This window comes from Halomonas sp. G11 (genome assembly GCF_001663515.1).
Lineage (GTDB): Bacteria > Pseudomonadota > Gammaproteobacteria > Pseudomonadales > Halomonadaceae > Vreelandella.
The window spans coordinates 1-20,909 of the sequence record NZ_LYXG01000044.1 but is presented as its reverse complement, the minus strand read 5'-3'; the positions used below and the strand labels follow the sequence as shown (position 1 = coordinate 20,909).

At 59.5% G+C, this 20,909-nt stretch carries 22 protein-coding genes; 16 read left to right on the top strand and 6 right to left on the bottom strand.

Annotated features, from left to right (window positions below):
• The first annotated feature begins 124 nt into the window (after positions 1-124).
• Positions 125-1,285 (top strand): cyclopropane fatty acyl phospholipid synthase, encoded by a 1,161-nt coding sequence (gene cfa, locus ADS46_RS17795; protein ID WP_066322442.1) that lies wholly within the window; start codon positions 125-127, stop codon positions 1,283-1,285.
• 54 nt (positions 1,286-1,339) lie between these two features.
• Positions 1,340-2,311: an arsenic resistance protein gene (locus ADS46_RS17790; RefSeq protein WP_066322438.1), complete on the top strand. Its 972-nt coding sequence runs from the start codon at positions 1,340-1,342 to the stop codon at positions 2,309-2,311.
• 21 nt (positions 2,312-2,332) lie between these two features.
• Here ADS46_RS17790 and ADS46_RS17785 read toward each other — a convergent pair whose 3' ends face one another.
• Positions 2,333-2,716, bottom strand: a complete 384-nt coding sequence (locus ADS46_RS17785; protein WP_066322435.1) for a fluoride efflux transporter FluC — start codon at positions 2,714-2,716, stop codon at positions 2,333-2,335.
• Positions 2,713-3,102 (bottom strand): fluoride efflux transporter FluC, encoded by a 390-nt coding sequence (locus ADS46_RS17780; protein WP_234346875.1) that lies wholly within the window; start codon positions 3,100-3,102, stop codon positions 2,713-2,715. The genes ADS46_RS17785 and ADS46_RS17780 overlap by 4 nt, the downstream gene beginning before the upstream one ends.
• A gap of 149 nt (positions 3,103-3,251) precedes the next feature.
• Between ADS46_RS17780 and ADS46_RS17775 the strand changes: the two genes are divergently transcribed.
• On the top strand, positions 3,252-4,106 hold the full coding sequence (locus tag ADS46_RS17775; protein ID WP_066322430.1) for a universal stress protein: 855 nt from the start codon (positions 3,252-3,254) through the stop codon (positions 4,104-4,106).
• Here ADS46_RS17775 and ADS46_RS17770 read toward each other — a convergent pair.
• Entirely contained in the window at positions 4,103-5,296 is a 1,194-nt protein-coding gene (locus ADS46_RS17770) for an MFS transporter (protein WP_066322429.1), read from the bottom strand. The genes ADS46_RS17775 and ADS46_RS17770 overlap by 4 nt on opposite strands.
• Positions 5,297-5,387: 91 nt before the next feature.
• Here ADS46_RS17770 and ADS46_RS17765 point away from each other — a divergent pair, with 91 nt between their 5' ends.
• A complete protein-coding gene (locus ADS46_RS17765; RefSeq protein ID WP_066322428.1) occupies positions 5,388-5,729 on the top strand; it encodes a TraR/DksA family transcriptional regulator in 342 nt (113 codons plus the stop codon).
• Positions 5,730-5,766: 37 nt separating this feature from the next.
• The gene (locus ADS46_RS17760; RefSeq protein ID WP_066322422.1) at positions 5,767-6,126 is read left to right on the top strand and encodes a RidA family protein; all 360 of its coding nucleotides are present in this window, start codon (positions 5,767-5,769) and stop codon (positions 6,124-6,126) included.
• On the opposite strand, the gene ADS46_RS17755 is transcribed toward ADS46_RS17760, so the two are convergent.
• From ADS46_RS17755 to ADS46_RS17745, 3 genes are read right to left on the bottom strand one after another with little or no spacing between them, the layout of a single operon-like run.
• The gene (locus tag ADS46_RS17755) at positions 6,123-6,983 is read right to left on the bottom strand and encodes a MurR/RpiR family transcriptional regulator (protein WP_066322417.1); all 861 of its coding nucleotides are present in this window, start codon (positions 6,981-6,983) and stop codon (positions 6,123-6,125) included. The two genes, ADS46_RS17760 and ADS46_RS17755, sit on opposite strands and share 4 nt — an antisense overlap.
• Positions 6,983-8,740, bottom strand: coding sequence for an EAL domain-containing protein (locus ADS46_RS17750; protein ID WP_066322414.1), 1,758 nt, complete (start codon positions 8,738-8,740; stop codon positions 6,983-6,985). The genes ADS46_RS17755 and ADS46_RS17750 overlap by 1 nt, the downstream gene beginning before the upstream one ends.
• A complete protein-coding gene (locus ADS46_RS17745; protein WP_066322410.1) occupies positions 8,737-11,343 on the bottom strand; it encodes a GAF domain-containing protein in 2,607 nt (868 codons plus the stop codon). The genes ADS46_RS17750 and ADS46_RS17745 overlap by 4 nt, the downstream gene beginning before the upstream one ends.
• 241 nt (positions 11,344-11,584) lie before the next feature.
• Here ADS46_RS17745 and ADS46_RS17740 point away from each other — a divergent pair, with 241 nt between their 5' ends.
• From ADS46_RS17740 to alr, 11 genes are all read left to right on the top strand, one after another.
• The gene (locus tag ADS46_RS17740) at positions 11,585-12,730 is read left to right on the top strand and encodes a GNAT family N-acetyltransferase (protein WP_066322405.1); all 1,146 of its coding nucleotides are present in this window, start codon (positions 11,585-11,587) and stop codon (positions 12,728-12,730) included.
• A gap of 101 nt (positions 12,731-12,831) precedes the next feature.
• Positions 12,832-13,173: a cell division protein FtsB gene (gene ftsB / locus ADS46_RS17735; RefSeq protein WP_066322402.1), complete on the top strand. Its 342-nt coding sequence runs from the start codon at positions 12,832-12,834 to the stop codon at positions 13,171-13,173.
• Positions 13,166-13,873, top strand: a complete 708-nt coding sequence (ispD, locus tag ADS46_RS17730; RefSeq protein WP_066322400.1) for a 2-C-methyl-D-erythritol 4-phosphate cytidylyltransferase — start codon at positions 13,166-13,168, stop codon at positions 13,871-13,873. Before ftsB ends, ispD begins: the two co-directional genes overlap by 8 nt.
• Positions 13,873-14,361, top strand: a complete 489-nt coding sequence (ispF, locus tag ADS46_RS17725; RefSeq protein WP_066322397.1) for a 2-C-methyl-D-erythritol 2,4-cyclodiphosphate synthase — start codon at positions 13,873-13,875, stop codon at positions 14,359-14,361. Before ispD ends, ispF begins: the two co-directional genes overlap by 1 nt.
• A complete protein-coding gene (gene truD / locus ADS46_RS17720) occupies positions 14,354-15,388 on the top strand; it encodes a tRNA pseudouridine(13) synthase TruD (protein ID WP_066322393.1) in 1,035 nt (344 codons plus the stop codon). The genes ispF and truD overlap by 8 nt, the downstream gene beginning before the upstream one ends.
• A 43-nt stretch (positions 15,389-15,431) precedes the next feature.
• A complete protein-coding gene (surE, locus tag ADS46_RS17715) occupies positions 15,432-16,178 on the top strand; it encodes a 5'/3'-nucleotidase SurE (RefSeq protein ID WP_066322391.1) in 747 nt (248 codons plus the stop codon).
• On the top strand, positions 16,165-16,842 hold the full coding sequence (locus ADS46_RS17710; protein ID WP_066322389.1) for a protein-L-isoaspartate(D-aspartate) O-methyltransferase: 678 nt from the start codon (positions 16,165-16,167) through the stop codon (positions 16,840-16,842). The genes surE and ADS46_RS17710 overlap by 14 nt, the downstream gene beginning before the upstream one ends.
• A complete protein-coding gene (locus ADS46_RS17705) occupies positions 16,839-17,810 on the top strand; it encodes a DUF368 domain-containing protein (RefSeq protein ID WP_066322387.1) in 972 nt (323 codons plus the stop codon). The genes ADS46_RS17710 and ADS46_RS17705 overlap by 4 nt, the downstream gene beginning before the upstream one ends.
• Positions 17,811-17,817: 7 nt before the next feature.
• Entirely contained in the window at positions 17,818-18,849 is a 1,032-nt protein-coding gene (locus tag ADS46_RS17700; RefSeq protein ID WP_066322386.1) for a peptidoglycan DD-metalloendopeptidase family protein, read from the top strand.
• 147 nt (positions 18,850-18,996) lie between these two features.
• The gene (rpoS, locus tag ADS46_RS17695; protein WP_066322384.1) at positions 18,997-19,965 is read left to right on the top strand and encodes an RNA polymerase sigma factor RpoS; all 969 of its coding nucleotides are present in this window, start codon (positions 18,997-18,999) and stop codon (positions 19,963-19,965) included.
• 110 nt (positions 19,966-20,075) lie between these two features.
• Positions 20,076-20,909 (top strand): alanine racemase (alr, locus tag ADS46_RS17690; protein ID WP_066322383.1); only part of this gene is annotated, 834 nt, incomplete at its 3' end.

Below are 20,909 nucleotides of genomic sequence, written 5' to 3'. Positions count from 1 at the left end.
TGGCAGAGGGCCGGTTTTTTTTGGCTGAAGAAAGTGCCGCCAACTTCACCAAACGTCGATCTTGGTTCTATGCTTAGTGAAGAGGTGTTACCAATTCACTCATAGGCAACGGTGGGGTGTAACCTTGAATTTACCAACCTTGGACACGCAGAAAACGGTTTTTGACGAACGCTCATCATCCCATCGCTTCTTCGCTGGTTTGTTGAAGCAAGCGGATATCAATATCAACGGCAATCGGCCGTGGGATATACAACTGAAAGCGCCAGGCGTTATCGATAGCGCCCTTTCGCGAGGCAACTTAGGGCTTGGCGAAAGTTACATGAATGGCGATTGGGACGCCGAGTCGTTGGATCAGTTCTTTTACCGCCTCGTGCGCGCCCAGCTTCACCATCGTGTCAATCCTACCAAGCTTATTTATCATTCATTGCGTTCTAAGCTGCTCAATCGTCAAAGCGTCAAGCGGGCCTGGGAAGTGGGTGAGAAGCATTATGACCTGGGTAATGAATTCTATGCGGCCATGCTCGACAAGCGTATGACTTACACCTGTGGCTATTGGAAGGACGCTGAAACGCTTGATGATGCCCAGGAGGCCAAGCTCGACTTGATTTGTCGTAAGTTGGACCTTAAACCCGGTATGCGGGTGCTGGATATCGGCTGTGGCTGGGGCAGCTTCATGGCCTATGCCGCGGAGCACTACGGCGTTGAGTGTGTGGGCCTGACCATATCCAAAGAGCAGGCGGAGTTTGGTCAACGGGTGATGAAAAACGATCTTCCCGTCGAGTTTCGCCTGCAGGACTATCGCGATGAAACCGAGCAGTTTGATCGTATCGTCAGCGTTGGGATGTTCGAGCACGTAGGGCGCAAGAACTACCGCGAATACATGGAAGTCGCCAACCGCTGCCTGAAAGAAGATGGCCTCTTTCTGCTTCACACCATCGGTAAGAATTTAAGCACAACGTCAACCGACCCGTGGATTGATAAGTATATTTTTCCCAATGGTGAACTCCCCACCCTCGGCCGAGTGACCGATGCGGCGGAGGGGTTATTTGTGGTCGAAGATGTCCACAATTTTGGTGCTGACTACGACAAGACGCTGATGGCCTGGCATGAAAATTTTGAAGCCAACTGGCCGCAATTCACAGATCTGTTTGACCACACCTTCTACCGCATGTGGCGTTATTACCTGCTAAGCTGCGCCGGCGCTTTCCGCGCTCGTGAAATCCAGCTATGGCAGTTCGTGCTCAGCAAGCAAGGTGTGTTGGGCGGATATGAGCGCATCAGCTAGGCAGGGCCAGCGCCCCTGCGAAGGTCATTTGACTCAGGAGCAGACGTTACCTTGATGCGCGACACCCTGGAAAAGTATCAAGTCTGGCTTTATCTGCTGGCCATTGTTGCCGGTATTGGTTTGGGGTCGCGTTGGGAAACGGTTCAGGCATGGGACGTCGCTCTCTGGCCGCTACTAGGCGTGCTACTATATGCCACCTTTACCCAAGTGCCCCTTTTGAATATTTCCCAAGCCTTCAAAGACCGGCGCTTTATGGGCGCGCTGTCGTTGGGCAACTTCATCGTCATGCCGTTGGTCGTGTGGGGATTGACCACGCTTTTTGGGTTGGAGGGTGCTGTATTGCTCGGCGTCCTGCTGGTGTTGTTGGTGCCCTGCACCGACTGGTTTATCAGCTTTACGCATCTTGGGCAGGGAGACAGTGCCAGGGCAATTGCCGCGACACCCGTATTGCTTCTGCTGCAGATAGTACTTTTGCCGCTTTATGTCGCGTTAATGATGGGCGAGCAGTTTGTCGGTGCCCACCTGCTGAGCGACTTGTTGCCTGCCTTTTTAGGGCTGATCGTGACGCCGTTACTACTTGCCTGGCTGACCGAAAAAGGGGCCGCGCAATCCGCTGCACTCAAGCGAGGCGTTGAGGTGATGGGGTGGCTACCCGTGCCTCTGCTGGCCACGGTGGTGTTCTTGATTGCGGCCTCGCAAGTGCATGTGATTATTGGATCGCAAGAAGTGCTGTGGCGAATCGCCGTGATCTTCGTGCTCTACCTGTTGGCGGCAGCCCTGGTCAGCAAGACACTCCACACCCTGTTTCGTCTTCCCGCGGCGGCCGGCCGGACGCTGGTGTTCAGCCTCGGCACCCGCAATTCCTTTGTGGTACTCCCGTTGGCGATTGCGTTGCCCGATATCTGGGCCGCGGCGGTGGTGGTCATTGTCCTGCAGTCACTGGTCGAACTGCTGGGCATGGTGGCCTACCTCGCCTGGGTACCGCGGCTGGTAAAGCAGTCACCGGCCGAGTCGAGAGCCGGTTAAGCGCGGGTCAAGCTGGATGACTTAACCGCTATGGGCGCAGCGTTGCCCTACCCACACGGCCACCAGCCATAAAGGCAGACTGACAGCGATATAAGCCAACGCCAGGAGGGGTTGGGTCTGGGCAAGTGAAACGACCTCTAGGCTGAACAGAGAAAAGGTGGTGAACCCGCCGCAGAAGCCCGCCACCCAAAAGGGCTGCCAGCGTTTGCGTTGTGCATCGGGTGCCTGGGCAATGCGCCCGGCAAGCCAGCCGATCAGCCCTGAGCCGACGACATTGACCAGAAGCGTCCCCCAGGGGAAGGCGCTACCGAAACTGCCTACCATCGATAACGAGATGACGAAACGCAGCGCACTGCCGAGACCGCTGCCCAGGCCCACCGCGGCATAGGTGGCAAGCGCCTTCATAGGCCTCCCCCCACCAACCATGCACCTAACCCCAGCGCCGCCACGCCGAATGTCAGCGTGCCGATGATATTGGCGAGCGCCTTGCCTCCCATGCCGTTTTCCCAAAGGCCCAGGGTTTGCAGGCTGAAGGACGAGACCGTCGTGAAACCGCCCAGCAACCCGACGGCGATAATCAGCCAGACACCGCCTGACGGTGGGCTGCTCTGATGGAGAGTACTCGCCAACCCGCCAAGGGCAAAAGCGCCCAGCAGGTTAACGGCCAGGGTACCCCAAGGAAAGGCGATACCCAGCCATTTGGCAAATAGATTAGAGAGGGCGACGCGGGCCATGCCGCCGAAAGCCCCGCCCAACGCCACCAGCATCATGCTACCCCAGCTAATACCCAAGATACGTCCCCTTGCCAATTCGCCCGAGTGGTCATCAAGCTTATCATGTTGAGGTGTCGGGGCAGTTGCTGTTGCCGGTCAATAAGTTCGTGTAAAAAGGTAGGCGACAACAATAATGTTTCTTGCACCCGCTCAAGTGAGGTTAATCAATGTCTGATCGAGTATTGGCGGCTATCGACAGTTCCCAGTTTTCCGAAGGGGTATGCGACTACGCTGCCTGGGCGGCCAAGGCGCTTGATGCACCGCTCGCGTTTATTCATGTGGTGGATAACCGCCCGCAAGTCTCCGAGCCTGACCTGACCGGCAACCTGGGCCTTGGCACCCGCGAGCATCTACTGGAAAAGCTATCCGACGTCGAAGAGCAGCATGCCAAACTGGCGCGTGAGCGAGGCAGGCTTGTGCTGGACGATGCCAAGCAGCGAGCCCTGAAAGCGGGTGTCGAAGCGCCGGAGACCCTGCAGCGCAACGGTACCTTGGTGGAAACCCTGGTCGAGCAGGAAAATAGTGTACGCCTGCTGGTGGTGGGTAAGCGTGGCGAAACCGCGCACCAGGCCAGCGGCCATATAGGTTCAAACCTGGAGCGCGTGGTGCGCGAAGTGCACCGGCCTATCCTGATGGTGCCCAGGACATTCACCCATCCCGAAAACGTCATGATGGCCTTCGATGGCAGCAAAACAGCGCGCAAGGGCGTTGAAATGCTCGCCAAAAGCCCGTTGTTTAACGGCGCGACCTGCCACGTTGTCATCGTCGGCGCGGAAACCGCCGAGCACCGTTCACAGCTGGAGTGGGCGCTGACGAGCCTGACGAGTGCGGGCCATACGGCCGAAGGCGCGATTCGAGCGGGTGATGTCGAAGAAACGCTGCGCGCTTACAAAGAGGAACATGGCATCGATATGCTGGTCATGGGCGCCTACGGCCATTCACGCATTCGCCATTTGCTGGTTGGCAGCACCACCACCGCGATGCTGAGGAAGGCCCAATTGCCGGTGCTGATTCTGCGCTAGGGGCTGGCCGCTTGGTTGGCTATTTGCAAAACGCGTTGGGCAAGACACCAGGCGGCGACGATAAACGCCAGCATCGTGGCAAGAATGGCCGGAAACGCCATGCCAGCGCTGAGCGCGAGTCCGATGGCGGCGGGAGCGATACCCGTGGAAAATACCATGGCGGCGCTGAGCGCGGAGCGTACGCGTCCCAGGTGCTCGATGCCCCACAGCTTGATCAGCAGGCCCGAGGCAATCAGCTCTTGAGCGCCCATGGCCAAACCGCCTCCCACCATCAACGCCCACACGCTTGCGTTCCCTCCGGCCAGTGTGGCGAATAGCATCGCCGCGGCATAAGGGAGCAAGTAAATGCGGGCCAGGCGTACCGGGCCGATTTTATCGATCCAGCGGCCGCCCAAGAGTGCCCCGGGAAGCTTGGCGACCCCCATGCCGGTAAGGGCCAGCGCATAGACGCCAAGCGAACTGTCCAGGGCATCGGTGAGCTGCGCCTGGTAGATGAACAGCCCTGTCATGGTAATCGGCAGCGACATGAGCAGCGGCAATAACGCCCAGAAGCGAAACTCGCGAAAGGGTTGCGGCCCGGTGGCATCGTGTTTTTGGGGTTTTTTGCCCGGCGCGTTGGACCAGGGGGCTCGCTTGAGCAGCCATAGCCACGGCAAGGCCAGCAAGGCACATAGCAACCACCAGAAAGACTGCCAGCTAAGCCAAAGCAATGTCGCCGCGACAAGCGGCGGAAGCAGCGCTTCGCCGAGTGGAATTCCCAGGCTTGCAAGCCCCATGGCACGTCCCCGCTGGGTGGTGAACTCCCGGGCAGCGAGGGTGTTGCCCAGGTGGGTCAACATGCCTTGCCCGCACAACCGCACCAGGCCCAGGCCGAGAACGCCAAGCCACCACCAGGGGGAAAGCGTGAGCAGGGCGACACCCGTCACCAGGGCAAGCAGCACGGTAATCGCGAATCGGCGGGGGGATATCCAGTCGATGGAAGGGCCGTAATACAGCATGACAAACCCTGCAACGAGCGTCACGACGGTGTAGGCGGTACCGAACTGACCAGCGCTGAACTGCCAATGGTCGGCCAGCGGCGCCTGAAAAAGCCCGACAAAAAAGCTTTGCCCAAGGCTTGAGCTGAACATCGCCAAAAAGGCGATACTTAACACACTACGGTGGTCGCGCAGCAGGCTACGATAGCCCATGATGCAGTATCCTTTGCGAAACAAGCGGGCGAAGGGGCGCTCGTAAAAGGTTAATTTACCAAGTATAACAGCAGATCATAAGGAGGCGGCGATGAACCACCCCGATGTGGACGTGGAGGCCATGAAGGCCCGTTTAATCACGCTGCGCGAGACGCTGATCGATGAAAGTGCTGGCAGTGCCGAGGCTCGGGATACGGTGACGCTGGATCAGACCTCGGTCGGCCGACTGTCGCGCATGGACGCCCTTCAGGGGCAGGCCATGGCCAAGGCCGAAGAGCAGCGTCGCCAGCAAAACGTGACGCGTATCGCGGGCGCCTTGCAACGTCTCGAGCAAGGTGTCTTCGGTGAATGTATCGAATGCGGTGAATGGATTAACATTAAACGACTGGAAAGCGATCCGCTGGTGCTCAAGTGCATCGACTGTGCTGAGTAGCTGGATGACAACGGATTCAACGACAATGAGGAAACCAATGACGATTGAACGCCACGACACCAAAGCCCGCATGAGCCGTGCGGTCATCCATCAGGGTGTGGCCCACCTGTGTGGCCAGGTCGCCGGGCCAGAGGCGCGTTACGATGATATCACGGCACAAACCGAAAGCATGCTGACGCGGGTGGATGCGCTTTTGAGCGAGATTGGCTCGTCGCGTGAACAACTGCTGACCGCCACGATCTACCTCAAGGACGGCAGCGATTTCGCGGCGATGAATGCCGTTTGGGATGCCTGGGTGCCCGAAGGCCATGCCCCGGCCCGCACCTGTGTGTGCGCGCCGATGCCGGCCGACGAGCTCAAGGTAGAGATTACCGTTTCCGCCGCAGTGACCGGTTAGGAGCTTTTGGGCACAGGGAAACGTGTCTCCCTCAGGCTGTCCTTGATCTTTTTAAGGTGCGGCAGGAAATCCTCGCCGCGCCTGAGCGTTACACCGGTCGCCAGCGCATCGATCAGCGTCAGTTGAATCACGCGTGACGTCATGGGCATGTAATGGTCGGTGTCTTCCGGCGTCGCGACTTCAAGAGTGGCGGTGCATTCCAGCGCCAGCGGTGAATCCGGTGCGGTAATGCCCAGCACGACAGCGCCCGCTTCGCGGGCGACGCGCGCGATATCGACCAGTTCACGGGTTCGCCCGGTGTAGGAAATGATCACCACCACATCCCCTGTGTGGCAGGCAGCGGCAATCATGCGCTGCATCAGCACATCGATGTGCACCATGACCGGCAGGTTGAAGCGGAAGAACTTGTGCTGGGCATCCTGCGCCACTGCACCGGACGCGCCGAGGCCGAAGAAGTGGATCTGCTTGGCCTGGGTCAGGTAATCCACCATGCGCTCCACGGCGCCCATGTCGACCTCGCGCTGGGCTTCATCCAGGGCGGCAATGGTGGCACCAAAGATTTTCTGGGTGTACTGGGTGGCGGAATCGCCAGGTTCTACCGCCCGGGTCACGTAGGGGGTACCGCCCGCCAGGCTCTGGGCAAGTTTGATCTTGAAATCGGGGTAGCCCTTGGCGCCAAAATTACGGCAAAAACGGTTCACCGTTGGCTCACTGACACTTGCCGCCTGTGCCAGGCTGGCAATGCTCAGGCTGGTGGCGGCCGCAGGATCATCGATAATCACGTTGGCGACCTTACGCTCCGAGCGATTGAGATCTTCAAGGCGTTGGCGTATCCGGTCGAGCAAGTCGTGAGCCATTAAACGGTCTCCGTGGCTTTTGGTGGCAAGTGTGGCTGCCAATTATCGCACCAGGCGAGAAACTCGCTGGCCGGTAATGGCCGCGAGAAATAGTAGCCTTGAGCAGTTTCACAGCCAATACCCCGTAAGTACATGGCCTGATATGCGGTTTCAATGCCTTCCGCGACAACGTCACTGCCCACGCTATGCGCCAGTTGGGCAATGGTGCGCGCCAGCTGGCGTTCTACGTCGCTTTCCTCCAAGTCCATGACAAAGGCGCGGTCAATCTTCAGCGTTGAAAAAGGCAGCGTCTTGATATACGCCAACGAAGAGTGACCGGTGCCAAAATCATCGATGGCCACGGCGATATTTGCCTGGGTAAACTGCGCAAGCTGTTGGCGGGCGTTCTGCATATCGCTCATTAAACCGGATTCAGTGACTTCAATGGCGAAGAAGCGCGCGGGGATCTGGTGGTCTTCCAACTGGCGCAATACGCTTTCGGCGAAATCCTTGCGCGCCAGCTGCCGGGCGGCTACGTTCACGGCGATGTGAAAGTCATCACCTAGCACGTTTTTCTGCCGCCAGTCGGCAATCGTCCTGATCGCCTCTTCCAGTACCCACTCGCCAATCGAAAAGATATCCCCGCTGGCTTCGGCCAGGGGAATGAACATGCCTGGCGATATGTGCCCCAGGTCGGGATGGTGCCAACGCAGTAACGCTTCGGCACCGGTAATACGCTGATCACTCAGGCGCAGCTTAGGCTGGAAGACGAGCGACATTTCACCGCGCTCGGTGGCGCCGCGCAAGGCTTGCAGGACGTGTAGCCGATGGCGCTGCTGGGCCTCGAGCGTTTCGCTATAGCACTGGACCGACCTGCCATTCTTCTGGGGCAGCGCCAAGGTCGCCATATGGACTAACCGCTCAATATCAAATGCCCCGCGGGTTCGGCTAATGCCGACTCTTGCCTCCAGCGGCAGCAGCAAATCGTCAATCTGCTGGTCAGTTTCGAACGTTTCCATCAGGTGATGGGCTAGCGACACAAGCTCGGGCTTGTCATCGGTGGCGCTAATCACCAACAGCTCGCTGCCACCCCATAAGCCGAGTGTGTGCGAGTCGCCCAGGCGCTCAGCCAGGCGCTGGACGATATGGCTCATCAGTCTTTCGGCAATTCGGTACCCATGCAACCGAATGACATCATCAAAGCGGTCCAATGCGATGAACAATAGCCCGGTGGCATCGTTGTGTGTTGCCGCTTCGCTGAGGGCTTGGGTAAGGCCGCGCCGGTTGGGTAATTGCGTAATGGGGTCGGTGCATGATTGAAGATAAAGCGCCTGAGTGCGTTCATTGACCATGCGTTCCAGGGTGTCGGCCTGTCGGTCGCGGACGTGGTAGCGGTGCTCGACGTTGAGCACGTTGAGAATGCGTTGCAGCACCTCGGCATGCTTGAAAGGCTTGGTAATAAAGTCGCGCACGCCAAGCGCCAGCGCGCGCTGGCGGGTGTCATCGTCAATCTGGGCGGTGAGGATGACAATCGGCGGTGCCTGCTGGCCAAGGTGCGCGTCAAGTTGCTCGATAACCGCGTAGCCATCCAGATGCGGCATGCGGATGTCCAGCAATACCAGATCGGGCAGTGACGCCTGGCAATAGGCGAGCACCTCGCGGGGGTCGCTGATGCCGTGGGTGTTATGAAAACCCTGGTTCTCGAGCAAGTCGATCATGAGCTCGATGTTGACGGGGTTATCGTCAACGACCAATACGTGTTTGGAATAAAATGTCATGGCTCCTGCCTGGTGGGCGCTCCCAGCAACGGGTTAAGCGTGTCGGTAAACTGTTTAATGTCGATCGGTTTGGTTAAATAGGCATCAAATCCTGCTCTGAGGCCCTTTTTTATGTCGCTGGGCAGCGCATTGGCCGACAGGGCAATGACGCGCACATCGCGATAGAGGGGCGTGTCACGCAGCTTGGTCAGCGCTTCATAGCCGCTCATGCCGGGTAGGTGCAAGTCCATTACCACCACGGCGGGGATGGCGTAACGCATCATTTCCAGGCCGATCTCGGCACTTGATGCAGTGCGAAGCGTCACGCCCTCCATGGCGTCGACAATATCTTCCATCAGGTGTTGGTTGGCGGGATTGTCTTCGATGTACAGCAGTGTTTGCTGGTTTGCGGTCTCGGGCAGGTGTCGTTGCTCGGGGCCTGCAGGGCGCTCAGCATCGGGGGAGGTCGACACCGGCAACGTAAACCAGAACGTCGACCCATGGCCTGGCTGACTGTCGACGCCGATCTCTCCGTGCATGCGTTCCACTAACTCCTTGGTAATGGACAATCCGATGCCCGTTCCTTCCACGTGGCTGCCTTCAGCATCAAGGCGGTTAAACGGTTCGAACAGCTCGCTGAACCGGTCGGTCTCGACGCCGGGGCCTGTATCGCTGACGCTGATCCTGACGACATCTTTCTGGCGCTGCGCAAGAATATCGACCCGCCCGTTGGCAACGTTGTACTTGATCGCGTTGGACAGCAGATTGAGAAGTATTTGCTTGGTACGTGTGTAGTCGGCACTGACCTTCAAGTCGGTATCGGGTAATGTACAGGTCAGGGTGATACCGGCGGCCCCGGCGTTAGCCTCGAGGGTGCTGCAGGCATCTTCAAAGAGGCTGTTCAGCGCAATGGCTTCAATGGAAAGCGACAGCTGGCTCGCTTCGATTTTTGCCAAATCCAGCACGTCGTTGATCAAACTAAGCAGATGGTGGCCGCTCTTTTCGATCTGGTTGACCTGGCGCTTTTGTTTGTCATTCAGAGGGGCGCGGGGATTGTGGCCGAGTACCTGGGCAAAGCCGAGAATCGCGTTGAGCGGCGTGCGCAGTTCATGGCTCATCGACGATAAAAATTCGCTCTTGGCCTGGTTGGCGCGTTCGGCTTGATCACGGGTATCGGCCAAGTCCTGCATGACCTGCTCGCGCTCAGCCATCTGGCGGTACAGATTGATCAGTAGCACGCAGGTGTCGGTGAAGGGCTGTAGCCAGTCCAGCAAGTGCTGGTCCAACTGCTGGCGGCTGTTGGCGATGGCAAACATGCCGATAAGTTGACCGCTACTGAAAATAGGCACGCCCAGGTAGTTATCAAACTGTACCTGCCCAAGCGGGAACTCGCTGCGCTGGGTATACTCATTGACATCGTTGTCGATGACCACCTCACCCCGGGCAAAGACGCGTCCCAACAGTGAGTCTGGATTCTTGAGCACCCTGTCGCCACTGAGCAGTTGCTCGATGTGATGACGCGATTCGGGACTCCACAACGGCCCTTTGATGGCATTGAGCTTCAGCGCATTGCGGGAGTCGCCGGGCAGCACCTCGCCAATCAGGGAGTATTCGCTGTCGGTGAGTTCGCTCAGGGCTTCCGTCAAAAAGGTCCACAGCCGTTCGCCGGACATGAGCGCCTGGTAATCGGTAATCCCCTGATGCAGAACCTTGAGCAGGCTCTGTTCTTTTCGAGTGCGCCGATTGGCAGCCTGGACCTGGCTTAAATCGGTGATAAGGCCAATGAACTCGGTGACTTGGTCCGACTCGTCCTTGATGGCATTGACCGCCAGGTGAACCGTGACGCGATGGCCTGCTTTGTGTTGAACCTCGACCTCGCAGCCGCACCCCATCGCCTGAGGGGCTGCGCCGTCTACAAACCGCGTAATAAAGTTGTTAAGGAGATGGTGCGACTCTGAAGGAGCCAGCATGGCGACGTTTTGCCCCCTGACTTCGTCTTGCGAATAGCCCAGCAGTGTCAGGGCAAAGGCGTTAATACTCAGGACCAAACCGTTGCGGTCGATTCTCAGGATGCCGGTGGCGCTACCGTGAAACAGTGCATGATAGCGGCGGGTCGTCTCAGTCAGGTCGTGGCGGATGGCGTGCAACCGAAACAGCTCCTCCACCTGGCCCGCCAAACCCTTCAACAGCCTTAATTCCTGCTCGCCAAAGTTGCGGGAGCGGCTGTCCAGCAGGCATAGCGTGCCCAGGACAAAGCGGTCATCGGAGCGCAGCGGATAGCCTGCGTAAAAGCGCAGGTACGGCTCACCGTGGACGAGGGGGTTGTCGACAAAGCGCGGGTCAAGGTGGGCATCCGGCACGATCAATGGCGCATCGGCGATGATGGTATGCACACAAAACGAGGTATCACGCTCGGTTTGGGTGATATCGAGACCCGGGTGCGACTTGAACCATTGGCGGTGTTCATCAACCAGCGAGATGATGGCAATCGGTACGTCAAACAACTCGCGGGCAAGCTGCGTAAGCCGGTCAAACGCCGCTTCGGCGGGGGTGTCAAGAACACGAAGCGCATGCACCGCTGCCAGACGCTGAGGCTCGTTATCAGGGGGTGATGGTGCTGGCATCCTTGCTCCGTGATGAAGGTGTCAATAAAACCTTATATTAACATTATCGGCCGCTCGCTCCCCGGCTTAAATGGGACGGAACAATTTTACTGGCCAGCACCGGTAAGGTGGATAACGTTGACTGACGGCAGGCGCGGGACTGTTTATGGCGTTAAATCCCGAGCTTGTATCGTAGCAGGGAAAAGCGCCTGCATAGTGTAGAGTAGCTTAAGTGAAGCCAATGCCAGGTTCGGGAGAGACTATGCCAGCGTCGCTATCGGTTGCGGTGTTATCCGCCATGGAGGCGGTGTCGGCCAGCCAGTGGGATGCCCTGGTGGATGCCGATCAGCCGTTTTTACGTCACGCCTTCCTGCATGCCCTGGAGGCAAGCGGCTCGGTAGGCCCAATGACCGGCTGGCAGCCCTGCCATTTAAGCGTGTGGCAGGGCGAGCAGCTGGTGGGCGCCATGCCGCTCTACGAGAAGCACCATTCCTACGGTGAATATGTGTTTGACTGGGGCTGGGCCGACGCTTTCGAGCGCGCCGGCGGGCACTATTACCCTAAAGCGCTGAGTGCCGTGCCGTTTACCCCGGTGCCCGGCGCGCGCGCTTTGGTGGCCCAAGGCGTTGATACGCAAGCCGTCTACGCGGCCCTGGCCCAGGGCTGGCAGGCGCAGTGCCAGCGCCAGGACCTTTCGAGCTGGCATTTGCTGTTTGCTGACACGTCAGAAGTGGAAGCGTGGCAGGCCCAGTGCCCAGAGCTCATCAGCCGCGAGGGCGTACAGTTTCAGTGGCGTGATCGAGACTTCGGCGACTTCGACGGGTTTCTCGCTGCGCTGACGTCCAAGCGGCGTAAAATGATCAAGCGTGAACGCCGTCTGGTGGCCGAGCAGGGTCTGGAGGTGGTGCGCTTGGTCGGCGAGCAGATCACGCCTGCTGACCTGGCGCATTTTTACCGCTGTTACGCCATTACCTACCAGGAACGCGGTCGGCCGCCTTATCTGACCCAGGATTTCTTTACCCGGATTTATCATGCCATGCCCGAGTCGCTGGTCTTGGTGCAGGCGCGCCTTGACGGGCGACCCGTAGCGGCCGCGCTTTACTTTCGAGGCGCTCAGACGCTTTATGGACGTTACTGGGGCAGCGAAGTAATGGCGGACTGCCTGCATTTCGAGGCCTGCTATTACCAGGGCATCGAGTTTTGCCTGGAGCAAGGGCTTACACTGTTTGATCCGGGCACACAGGGCGAGCACAAGCTGCTACGCGGCTTTGCACCGCAGCGCGTGCGCTCCTTGCATTACCTGGCCCATCCTGGCCTGGCAAACGCGGTCGCGACCTTTTGCCGCGAAGAGGGGCAACAAGTGGCCGCCTACCGCGATGCCGCCTTTGAGGCGCTGCCCTACAAGTGAAAGCAACTCGCTGGCCGAGCCGCTTAATGGCATAATGCGCGCCAATTTATCCACATTACCGGTTCGATGACCTTGGGTAGTCGGCTTTAAGGAGAGCGGTCATGCGCAGATGGCTATTGATTGCGCTGCTGCTGGTGCTGGGCATGCTGCAATACCAGCTTTGGCTTGGCGATGGCGGCTGGCGTGACTTGCAGCGACTCGAACAGCGCGTTGCCGCTCAGGAGGCAGAGAATGTGCCCCTGCGCGAGCGCAATGCCCGAATGGCGGCTGAAGTGACCGATCTCAAGGGCGGCCTGGATGCGATTGAAGAGCGCGCACGCAGCGATATGGGCATGGTACGCACCGACGAACAGTTTTTCTGGGTGCCAGGTGTTGCCATCGAGGAAGAATTGATCGGCATCAACGCCCGTTCGGTGGTCAGGCCGGAGTCGCCCGATGAGTGAGCCTTTATGGTTAGTGGTGCCCGCTGCCGGTCAAGGGCGCCGCATGGAGGCAGACAGGCCCAAACAGTACCTGACGTTGCTGGGACGCCCGCTGCTTGTGCATACCCTGGAACGCTTGCATAGCGCCTTTCCGGACGCACGGCTAGTGCTGTGCCTGGATGACGACGACCACTGGTTCGCCGAAGAATGGGTGCCGTTTGCCGACTGGCAGCGTGTCACCGGTGGCGAAGAGCGCATGGACAGCGTGCTCAACGCGCTCACGGTTATCGATGCGGGGGATGACGATCTGGTGCTTGTCCATGATGTTGCCCGCCCCTGTGTAACCCGTGAGGATCTGCTGGCGCTCCACCAGGCCGTGCAGCGCCATGTTGCGGGCGCGCTGCTGGCAATGCCGGTGGCCGACACCATGAAACGCGCCAGCCCAAGCGGCGCCAGCCTGCGTAGTGAACCCCGCGACGCGCTGTGGCATGCCTTGACGCCGCAGGGCTTTCGCTATCGCCAGCTTTACCGGGCGCTGGTCGAGGCGCGAAACCGGCATACGCTGGTGACCGATGAAGCCTCCGCCGTGGAGGCGCTGGGTGATGCCCCCCAACTGGTGTCCGGGCGACGGGATAACCTTAAAGTGACCCACCCCGATGATCTGGCACTGGCGGCCGCGATTCTTACCTCACAGCGTGATACCACCGAGAGGAGCCTTTAATGCGCATTGGTCATGGGTTTGACGTCCACCGGTTTGGCCCCGGCGATCACCTGATGCTTGGCGGGGTCAAGGTGGCGTTTGAGCAAGGGTTCATTGCCCACTCCGACGGCGATGTGCTGTTGCACGCAGTGAGCGATGCCCTGCTGGGCGCCTGTGCACTGGGCGACATTGGTCATCATTTCCCGGACACCGACCCGAGGTGGAAAGGGGCGGACAGCCGCGATCTCTTGCGCCAGGTTATCGCCCTGGTGCGTGCCGAAGGGTATAACGTTATCAATATCGATGCCACGGTGATGGCCCAGGCGCCCAAACTCGCCCCCTTTGTGGGCGCCATGGGCGAAGTGATCGCGGCGGACCTGGGTGTGGCCACGGGCCAGGTGAATGTTAAAGCCACGACTACCGAGCGGCTGGGCTTTACCGGGCGCGGTGAAGGCATCGCTGCCGAAGCGGTGGTGCTGCTCGGCCCCCTTGAGAGGCCTCATGCTTGAATTGCCCCGTTGGCAACGCAGCCTTGATGCGACACTCGGCCCGCCAAAACCCGGCCGGTTTCGTCTGGCGCCTGACGACTTTGTGGTCGACGAGGTGCTGGATTTTGTCCCGGAAGGCCACGGGGAACACCTTTGGTTGAATATTGAAAAGCGCAACCTGACGACCCTGGAGGTCGTTAAAATGCTCAGCCAGCGCTGTGGTGTTGCGCCCCGTGACGTGGGCTATTCGGGGATGAAAGACCGTGTCGCGGTGACTCGCCAATGGTTGAGCGTGCATTTGCCCGGCAAGGAGGCGCCTGAGGGGTTGAGGCAGGCTCTCGCCGATGGCGGCGTCGATGTTTTGCAGCACGCCCGCCACCCCCGCAAGCTGAAGCGGGGCGTGCATCGTTACAATCGATTTCAACTGCGGCTTAGCGGTGAGGCGGTAGAGACGGACGATGTCAGTCAGCGTTGGCAGTTGCTATGTCAGCAGGGCGTGCCCAACTACTTTGGGGCGCAACGCTTCGGGCCAGCGGGGCGCAATCTACAGCGCGCAGAAGCATTGCTGGCGCGCGGGTGGCGCAAGCGTGACGATCGTCACGGTATCCTGCTGTCCACCGCACGCAGCTTTCTGTTCAACGAGTTGCTTAGCGAACGAATTGAGAAAGACCAGTGGCAACAGCCAGTTAACGGCGATACGCTGATGCTGGACGGCACCCGGAGCGTGTTCGATGTCGACCAGGTAGACGCCACGCTTTGCGCGCGTGCCGATGCACTGGATGTGCATCCGACAGGCCCCTTGTGGGGCGTAGGTACTACCCGCCAGCAGGTGGCCGGTGACTACGAGGCAGTGTTGCTGGACCGTTATCCATTGCTGTGCGAGGGCTTGCTGCGCAGCGGGGTCAAGCGTGGGCAGCGGGCGTTACGCATGCGTTTGAGCGAGCCACAGCTAAACCGGGAAGCCCAGAGCGTGGTACTCTCATTCGCTCTGCCGCGGGGTAGTTTCGCCACCGCAGTGGTCAGCGAATTGATTGCGTCGCCGGACTGATGGGCGCGAGCCGGGGTGGGTGTAACCAACTAAGGAGTTTTCCATGCGGCGTTTGCTGCTATCCAATGACGATGGTGTTCATGCGCCGGGGCTCAAGGCGCTTTACGATGCGCTGACCAAGCACGCCAATTTGCGTGTCGTTGCCCCGGACCGTGACCGCAGCGGGGCGAGCAACTCGCTGACGCTCTCGCGACCGCTGGCGATGACCGCGCTGGACAGCGGGTTCTACAGTGTCGACGGCACCCCGGCGGACTGTGTCTACCTGGGGGTCAACGGCGTGTGGGATGAAAAACCCGACCTGGTGATTTCCGGCATCAACCATGGCGGTAACCTGGGCGATGACGTGCTGTATTCGGGGACCGTTGCCGCTGCCATGGAAGGGCGCAACCTGGGCATGTCGGCGATTGCCATGTCGCTCTGCGGTCACCGGCACTTTGCCACGGCCGGCCACCTGGCGGCGAGCCTGGTGGGGGCGGTGGACCAGTTGTCGCTGCCGCCTCGCACGTTGCTCAACGTCAACGTACCCGATGTGCCCTGGGAGGAAATCAAGGGTGTTAAAGTCACCCGGCTTGGCTATCGCGGCCCTGCCGAGCAGCCGCAGGCCATTAAAGACCCGCGCGGGCGCACCCGTTACTGGATCGCCCCGGTGGCGGCCAATGCCGACGATGGTGACGATACAGACTTTGCGGCCGTCGAAGCGGGCTTTGTGTCGATTACCCCTTTGCAAACGGATTTAACGCGCCATCAGGCGCTCAACGACGTTCGAGACTGGCTGGATGCATTCGCCTGAACTGTCACCGGAAGAGCTGCGCGGCACTGGAATGACCTCGCAGCGTACCCGTGACCGCATGGTCCAACGCCTGATGCGCCAAGGAATTGGCGATGCACGGGTGCTTGAGGTCATGGCCAAGGAACCGCGCCATCTGTTTGTGGATGAAGCGCTGGCCCACCGCGCCTACGAAGATACCTCCCTGCCCATCGGGTTTGGCCAGACGTTGTCGCAACCGCTCATCGTGGCACGCATGACCGAACTGGTGCTGCGTGCCGAGCCCAAACGGGTTTTGGAACTGGGCACTGGTTCTGGCTATCAAACACTTATTCTGGCCCGACTGGTCGATAGGCTGTTTTCCCTTGAGCGCATCGAGGCCCTGCACCGGCGCGCGGCCTTCCGGCTTAGCCGCCTGGGGGCCCGGGCGTCGCTGGCCGTTGCTGACGGTGGCGAAGGCTGGCCCGGCGCCGCGCCATTTGACGTCATTCTGCTGACCGCCTGTGCCCAAACGCTGCCAGAACCGCTACTCGAGCAGTTAAGCCCCGATGGCGTATTGATTGCCCCTTTAGAGGCATCCGACGGCAGCCAATGGCTTACCCAGATCAAACGCGTCGGCAACGCGTTTGAAAAACGCCGCCTGGAACCGGTTCGTTTTGTTCCCTTATTGCAAGGAGTGGTCGATTGAAGCGTCAACCCGTACGATTGTTATTAACCGGTGCCGGGATGGGTGCCGCTGACGCAGTGCCGGGCGTGTCAGGTGGGACCATTGCATTTATCAGCGGCATTTATGAAGAACTGATCCTGACCATCAAGCAGTTTGGCCCGAGCGCCTTTGGCGCATGGCGTCATGGCGGGCTGCGTGGGCTGAGCCAGCACCTTAACCTGGCATTTCTGGTACCGCTGCTTGCCGGTATTGTGATCAGCGTCTTCAGCGTGGCGCACCTGGCGCTGTGGTTGATGGAAGAACACCCGCTGCTGCTGGACGGTTTTTTCTTTGGTTTGGTGGCCGCTTCGGCCCTCGTGGTGAGTGATTCGCGAACGCGCTTCAAGTGGCGCTACCTGTTTCCACTGGGGGCTGGACTGCTGCTGGCTCAATGGTTACCTGGGTTGATGCCCCTGGTGTCAACATTGGGTAATGAATCGCTGATATTGGTAGTGGCGGGAAGTATTGCCATCAGTGCCATGTTGCTGCCTGGCGTATCAGGCAGTTTTTTACTGCTCACCATGGGGCTTTACAGTACGGTGATGGAAGCTGTGCGCGGTTTTGATATGACGACCATCCTGCTATTCGGGAGCGGCTGCCTCATTGGCCTGGCGCTTTTCTCACGGGTGCTTTCCTGGCTGCTGCGCCGCCATCGTGGTTCAACGCTTCAATTATTGTTAGGTTTCATCGTGGGATCACTGCCCGTTATTTGGCCGTGGCGAGAACTGGTTCGGTATCAACTGGGTAGTGATGGTGAAATGATCCCGTTGGACTATCGCTATTTATTGCCCGGTGACTATGCGCAGTTGACGGGCGAGCCCGCACAGTTAATCGGTGTCATCGCGCTGATGGCGTTTGGCGCCTTGCTGGTTGTCATGTTACATCGGCGTGGGCTGAGGCGCACGCCGCCTACGTCTCCCCAAACCGCTTCCGCTGCTGAAAAGGAGTAGGCTTTGCATGCGTAAGATAGTGATGATGTCCGCACTGGCGCTGGCCGTTGCTGGCTGTGCCAATCAGCAGGGCGGCGGCCCGCAGGTGCGTGATTTGAGCGACGCCCGTGAAGCGGTCGAGCGCTCCCCCGAATACCAGGTCAAGGAAGGTGACACCCTGTACGGCATCGCCTGGCAGCATAATCTCGATTACCGTGACCTGGCGGCAATCAATGACATCGACCCCCCTTATCGCATCTATCCCGGGCAGACGATTGCCCTGCGCGAGGGAGCGGAAACGTCGTCGCAAAGCGCCACGGCATCATCCGATGCAGGCTCGAGCGGCGCCGTGGCCCGAGGCCTGGCGCCCGATGCCGCGGCGTCAAACGACGACCAGCAGATGGACTGGCTGCTGCCCGACGAGTCCGCCATCGAGCGTAATCAACGGCTAAGCGCCGAGCGTGAGGCCGATGACGCGGAAGAAGACGCCGCTTCCGAGGCGCCCCGAGAAGACGTCGTGGCCGCCGAAACCGCGCCGGACCCTGAGCCGGAAAGCGAATCCGGTCAAACCGAACCGTCCCAGGCGGATACGGCGTCGGCGCCCGAAGCTGATGATTCCACTGAGCAAACCGCCGCCCGGGATGACGCATCATCCGAGCGCGATGGGCGCACCTATACGCCTGCCGAGACCATCGACTGGCAGTGGCCCAGCGACGGTGATGTGGTAGGCGAGTTTGGCCAGGGCGATAGCATCACCGCCGGTATTGATATCGCTGGTGAAAAGGGGCAACCTGTAAGGGCCGCTGGTTCTGGCATTGTGGTATATGCAGGCAGCGGTGTGCGCGGTTACGGTAACCTCATCCTGCTCAAGCACAACGATGAATTTCTCAGCGCTTATGCGCATAACGACAGCCTCAATGTCAGCGAGAACGACGTTGTAGAAGCCGGTGAGGTCATTGCCACTATGGGCGATAGTGACGCGGAAGACGTGAGACTGCATTTCGAGGTACGCCGCGAAGGGCAACCACAAGATCCCCTGGAGTTTCTACCGTCACGCTAACCGGTATCAGCCATGTACAACGTGCGTTGCCACGACCCACTCGACAGGTAACGGCGTGAACGCTTTGTATAACAATAACGATGGGAAGCCCAAGCGACCCATTTGGTTTTTTAAGGGCGGATAGGCGATATAACGGGGGTAAGACGCATGAGTATGCTGGAAAAAGATCTACAGGAAGTAGACCTGAACGCTGTGGAGGAAGCACTTGACGACGGCGAGGACGTTACCGCCGCTGAAGAGGCCTTCGAAAAAGCGTTAGGGCGCGAGGACCGTCAGCATCAAAGTCTTGATGCCACACAGATTTACCTCAACGAAATTGGCTTTTCACCACTGCTGACGCCGGAAGAGGAAGTCTATTACGGGCGCCTGGCCCGCAAGGGGGATCCGCTGGGGCGCTCGCGGATGATCGAGTCCAACCTGCGCCTGGTGGTGAAGATTGCCCGTCGCTATCTCAATCGTGGTTTGACCCTGCTGGATCTGATTGAGGAAGGTAATCTGGGCCTGATTCGGGCCGTCGAGAAATTCGACCCCGAACGCGGCTTCCGCTTTTCCACCTACGCCACCTGGTGGATACGGCAGACCATCGAACGGGCGTTGATGAACCAGACACGCACCATTCGTCTGCCGATCCATGTGGTCAAGGAACTCAATATTTACCTGCGGGCTGCCCGTGAGTTGACCCAAAAGCTCGACCACGAAGCCACGGCGGAAGAAATTGCCGAGCACCTCGACAAGCCGGTTGGCACAGTGAAGAAAATGCTGGGCCTTAACGAACGGGTCTCGTCGGTTGATTACCCCATGGGCGGCGAAAGCGACAAACCCCTCATCGATACGCTGTCTGATGAGGAGGACCACGGCCCCGAGGCCTCCCTGGTAGATGGCGATGTCAAGGAACACGTTGACCACTGGCTTGACGAGCTCAATGAAAAACAGCGCGAGGTGGTGGTACGTCGTTTCGGGTTGCGTGGCCATGAAGCGGCCACCCTGGAAGAAGTGGGCGCCGAGATCGGCTTGACCCGAGAGCGGGTGCGTCAGATTCAGGTTGAGGCGCTCAAGAAACTACGCCGGTCGCTGGAGAAGCAGGGGTTGTCGCTGTCGTCGATTTTTGAAAGTTAACCGTCTTTCTCTAACCCTTGTGAGTTCCCCCAACACCGGGCCATGCGCCCGGTGACTTTATTTAGCGATAATGTTCGACCCCGATTGGCAAGCAACAAGCGAGAAAACTCATGCGCCCGCTGGTGGCCCATATCGATCTGGACGCACTGCGTCATAACTATCAGCTGGCGTGTCAGTGCGCGCCACATAGCCGCTCCGTAGCGGTCATCAAGGCAGACGCCTATGGTCACGGCGCGCTTGAATGCGCGCGTGCCTTGGCGCACGATGCCTCGGCATTCGCGGTGGCGTGCCTGGAAGAGGCAGTGACGCTGCGCGAAGGTGGCATCACAGCACCGATTATCCTGCTGGAAGGTATCTTCAGTGCTGACGAGTTGGCGCTGGTGGATGACCACCGGCTATGGATGGCGGTGCACAGTGCCTGGCAGGTTGAGGCGCTGCTGGCCTTTTCGCCGCGAGCGCCGATTCCCGTCTGGGTCAAGGTGGATTCGGGCATGCATCGCCTGGGGTTTGCCCCCGAAGACGTCTGCGCCGTCTGGCAACGGCTCAGCGAGGCGCCCGAGGCCACAGGGCTGCACCTGATGAGCCACTTTGCCACCGCCGACGCCGCGGATAGCCGCTACTTCCAACAGCAGATGACGCTGCTGCAAGCGCTTGCCACTAAGCTTGATGCGCCGCTGTGTCTGGCGAATTCCCCCGCGACCCTTGCCTGGCCGGTGGCCCACGGCGCCTGGAACCGGCCCGGTATTATGCTGTATGGCAGCAATCCGCTGGAAACCGCTACCCCTGCCACGGACCGGTTGCGCCCGGTAATGACGCTGCGTTCTGAAATCATTGCCCTGCGTGACGTTGAGGCGGGCGAACCGGTCGGCTACGGCGGCCGCTGGCGGGCACCGCGTCCCTCGCGCATCGCGGTGGTGGCCGGGGGCTATGGCGATGGCTACGAC

Bases quoted from the DNA above. Each gene is read 5' to 3' on its own strand.
- ispD (WP_066322400.1), top strand. From the start codon at position 13,166: ATGAGTGAGCCTTTATGGTTAGTGGTGCCCGCTGCCGGTCAAGGGCGC.
- ADS46_RS17785 (WP_066322435.1), bottom strand. From the start codon at position 2,716: ATGAAGGCGCTTGCCACCTATGCCGCGGTGGGCCTGGGCAGCGGTCTC.
- ADS46_RS17750 (WP_066322414.1), bottom strand. From the start codon at position 8,740: ATGACATTTTATTCCAAACACGTATTGGTCGTTGACGATAACCCCGTC.
- ADS46_RS17790 (WP_066322438.1), top strand. From the start codon at position 1,340: ATGCGCGACACCCTGGAAAAGTATCAAGTCTGGCTTTATCTGCTGGCC.
- ispF (WP_066322397.1), top strand. From the start codon at position 13,873: ATGCGCATTGGTCATGGGTTTGACGTCCACCGGTTTGGCCCCGGCGAT.
- rpoS (WP_066322384.1), top strand. From the start codon at position 18,997: ATGAGTATGCTGGAAAAAGATCTACAGGAAGTAGACCTGAACGCTGTG.
- ADS46_RS17710 (WP_066322389.1), top strand. From the start codon at position 16,165: ATGCATTCGCCTGAACTGTCACCGGAAGAGCTGCGCGGCACTGGAATG.
- ADS46_RS17745 (WP_066322410.1), bottom strand. From the start codon at position 11,343: ATGCCAGCACCATCACCCCCTGATAACGAGCCTCAGCGTCTGGCAGCG.
- ADS46_RS17760 (WP_066322422.1), top strand. From the start codon at position 5,767: ATGACGATTGAACGCCACGACACCAAAGCCCGCATGAGCCGTGCGGTC.
- ADS46_RS17775 (WP_066322430.1), top strand. From the start codon at position 3,252: ATGTCTGATCGAGTATTGGCGGCTATCGACAGTTCCCAGTTTTCCGAA.
- ADS46_RS17770 (WP_066322429.1), bottom strand. From the start codon at position 5,296: ATGGGCTATCGTAGCCTGCTGCGCGACCACCGTAGTGTGTTAAGTATC.
- surE (WP_066322391.1), top strand. From the start codon at position 15,432: ATGCGGCGTTTGCTGCTATCCAATGACGATGGTGTTCATGCGCCGGGG.
- ADS46_RS17700 (WP_066322386.1), top strand. From the start codon at position 17,818: ATGCGTAAGATAGTGATGATGTCCGCACTGGCGCTGGCCGTTGCTGGC.
- ADS46_RS17755 (WP_066322417.1), bottom strand. From the start codon at position 6,983: ATGGCTCACGACTTGCTCGACCGGATACGCCAACGCCTTGAAGATCTC.
- ftsB (WP_066322402.1), top strand. From the start codon at position 12,832: ATGCGCAGATGGCTATTGATTGCGCTGCTGCTGGTGCTGGGCATGCTG.
- truD (WP_066322393.1), top strand. From the start codon at position 14,354: ATGCTTGAATTGCCCCGTTGGCAACGCAGCCTTGATGCGACACTCGGC.
- ADS46_RS17740 (WP_066322405.1), top strand. From the start codon at position 11,585: ATGCCAGCGTCGCTATCGGTTGCGGTGTTATCCGCCATGGAGGCGGTG.
- ADS46_RS17765 (WP_066322428.1), top strand. From the start codon at position 5,388: ATGAACCACCCCGATGTGGACGTGGAGGCCATGAAGGCCCGTTTAATC.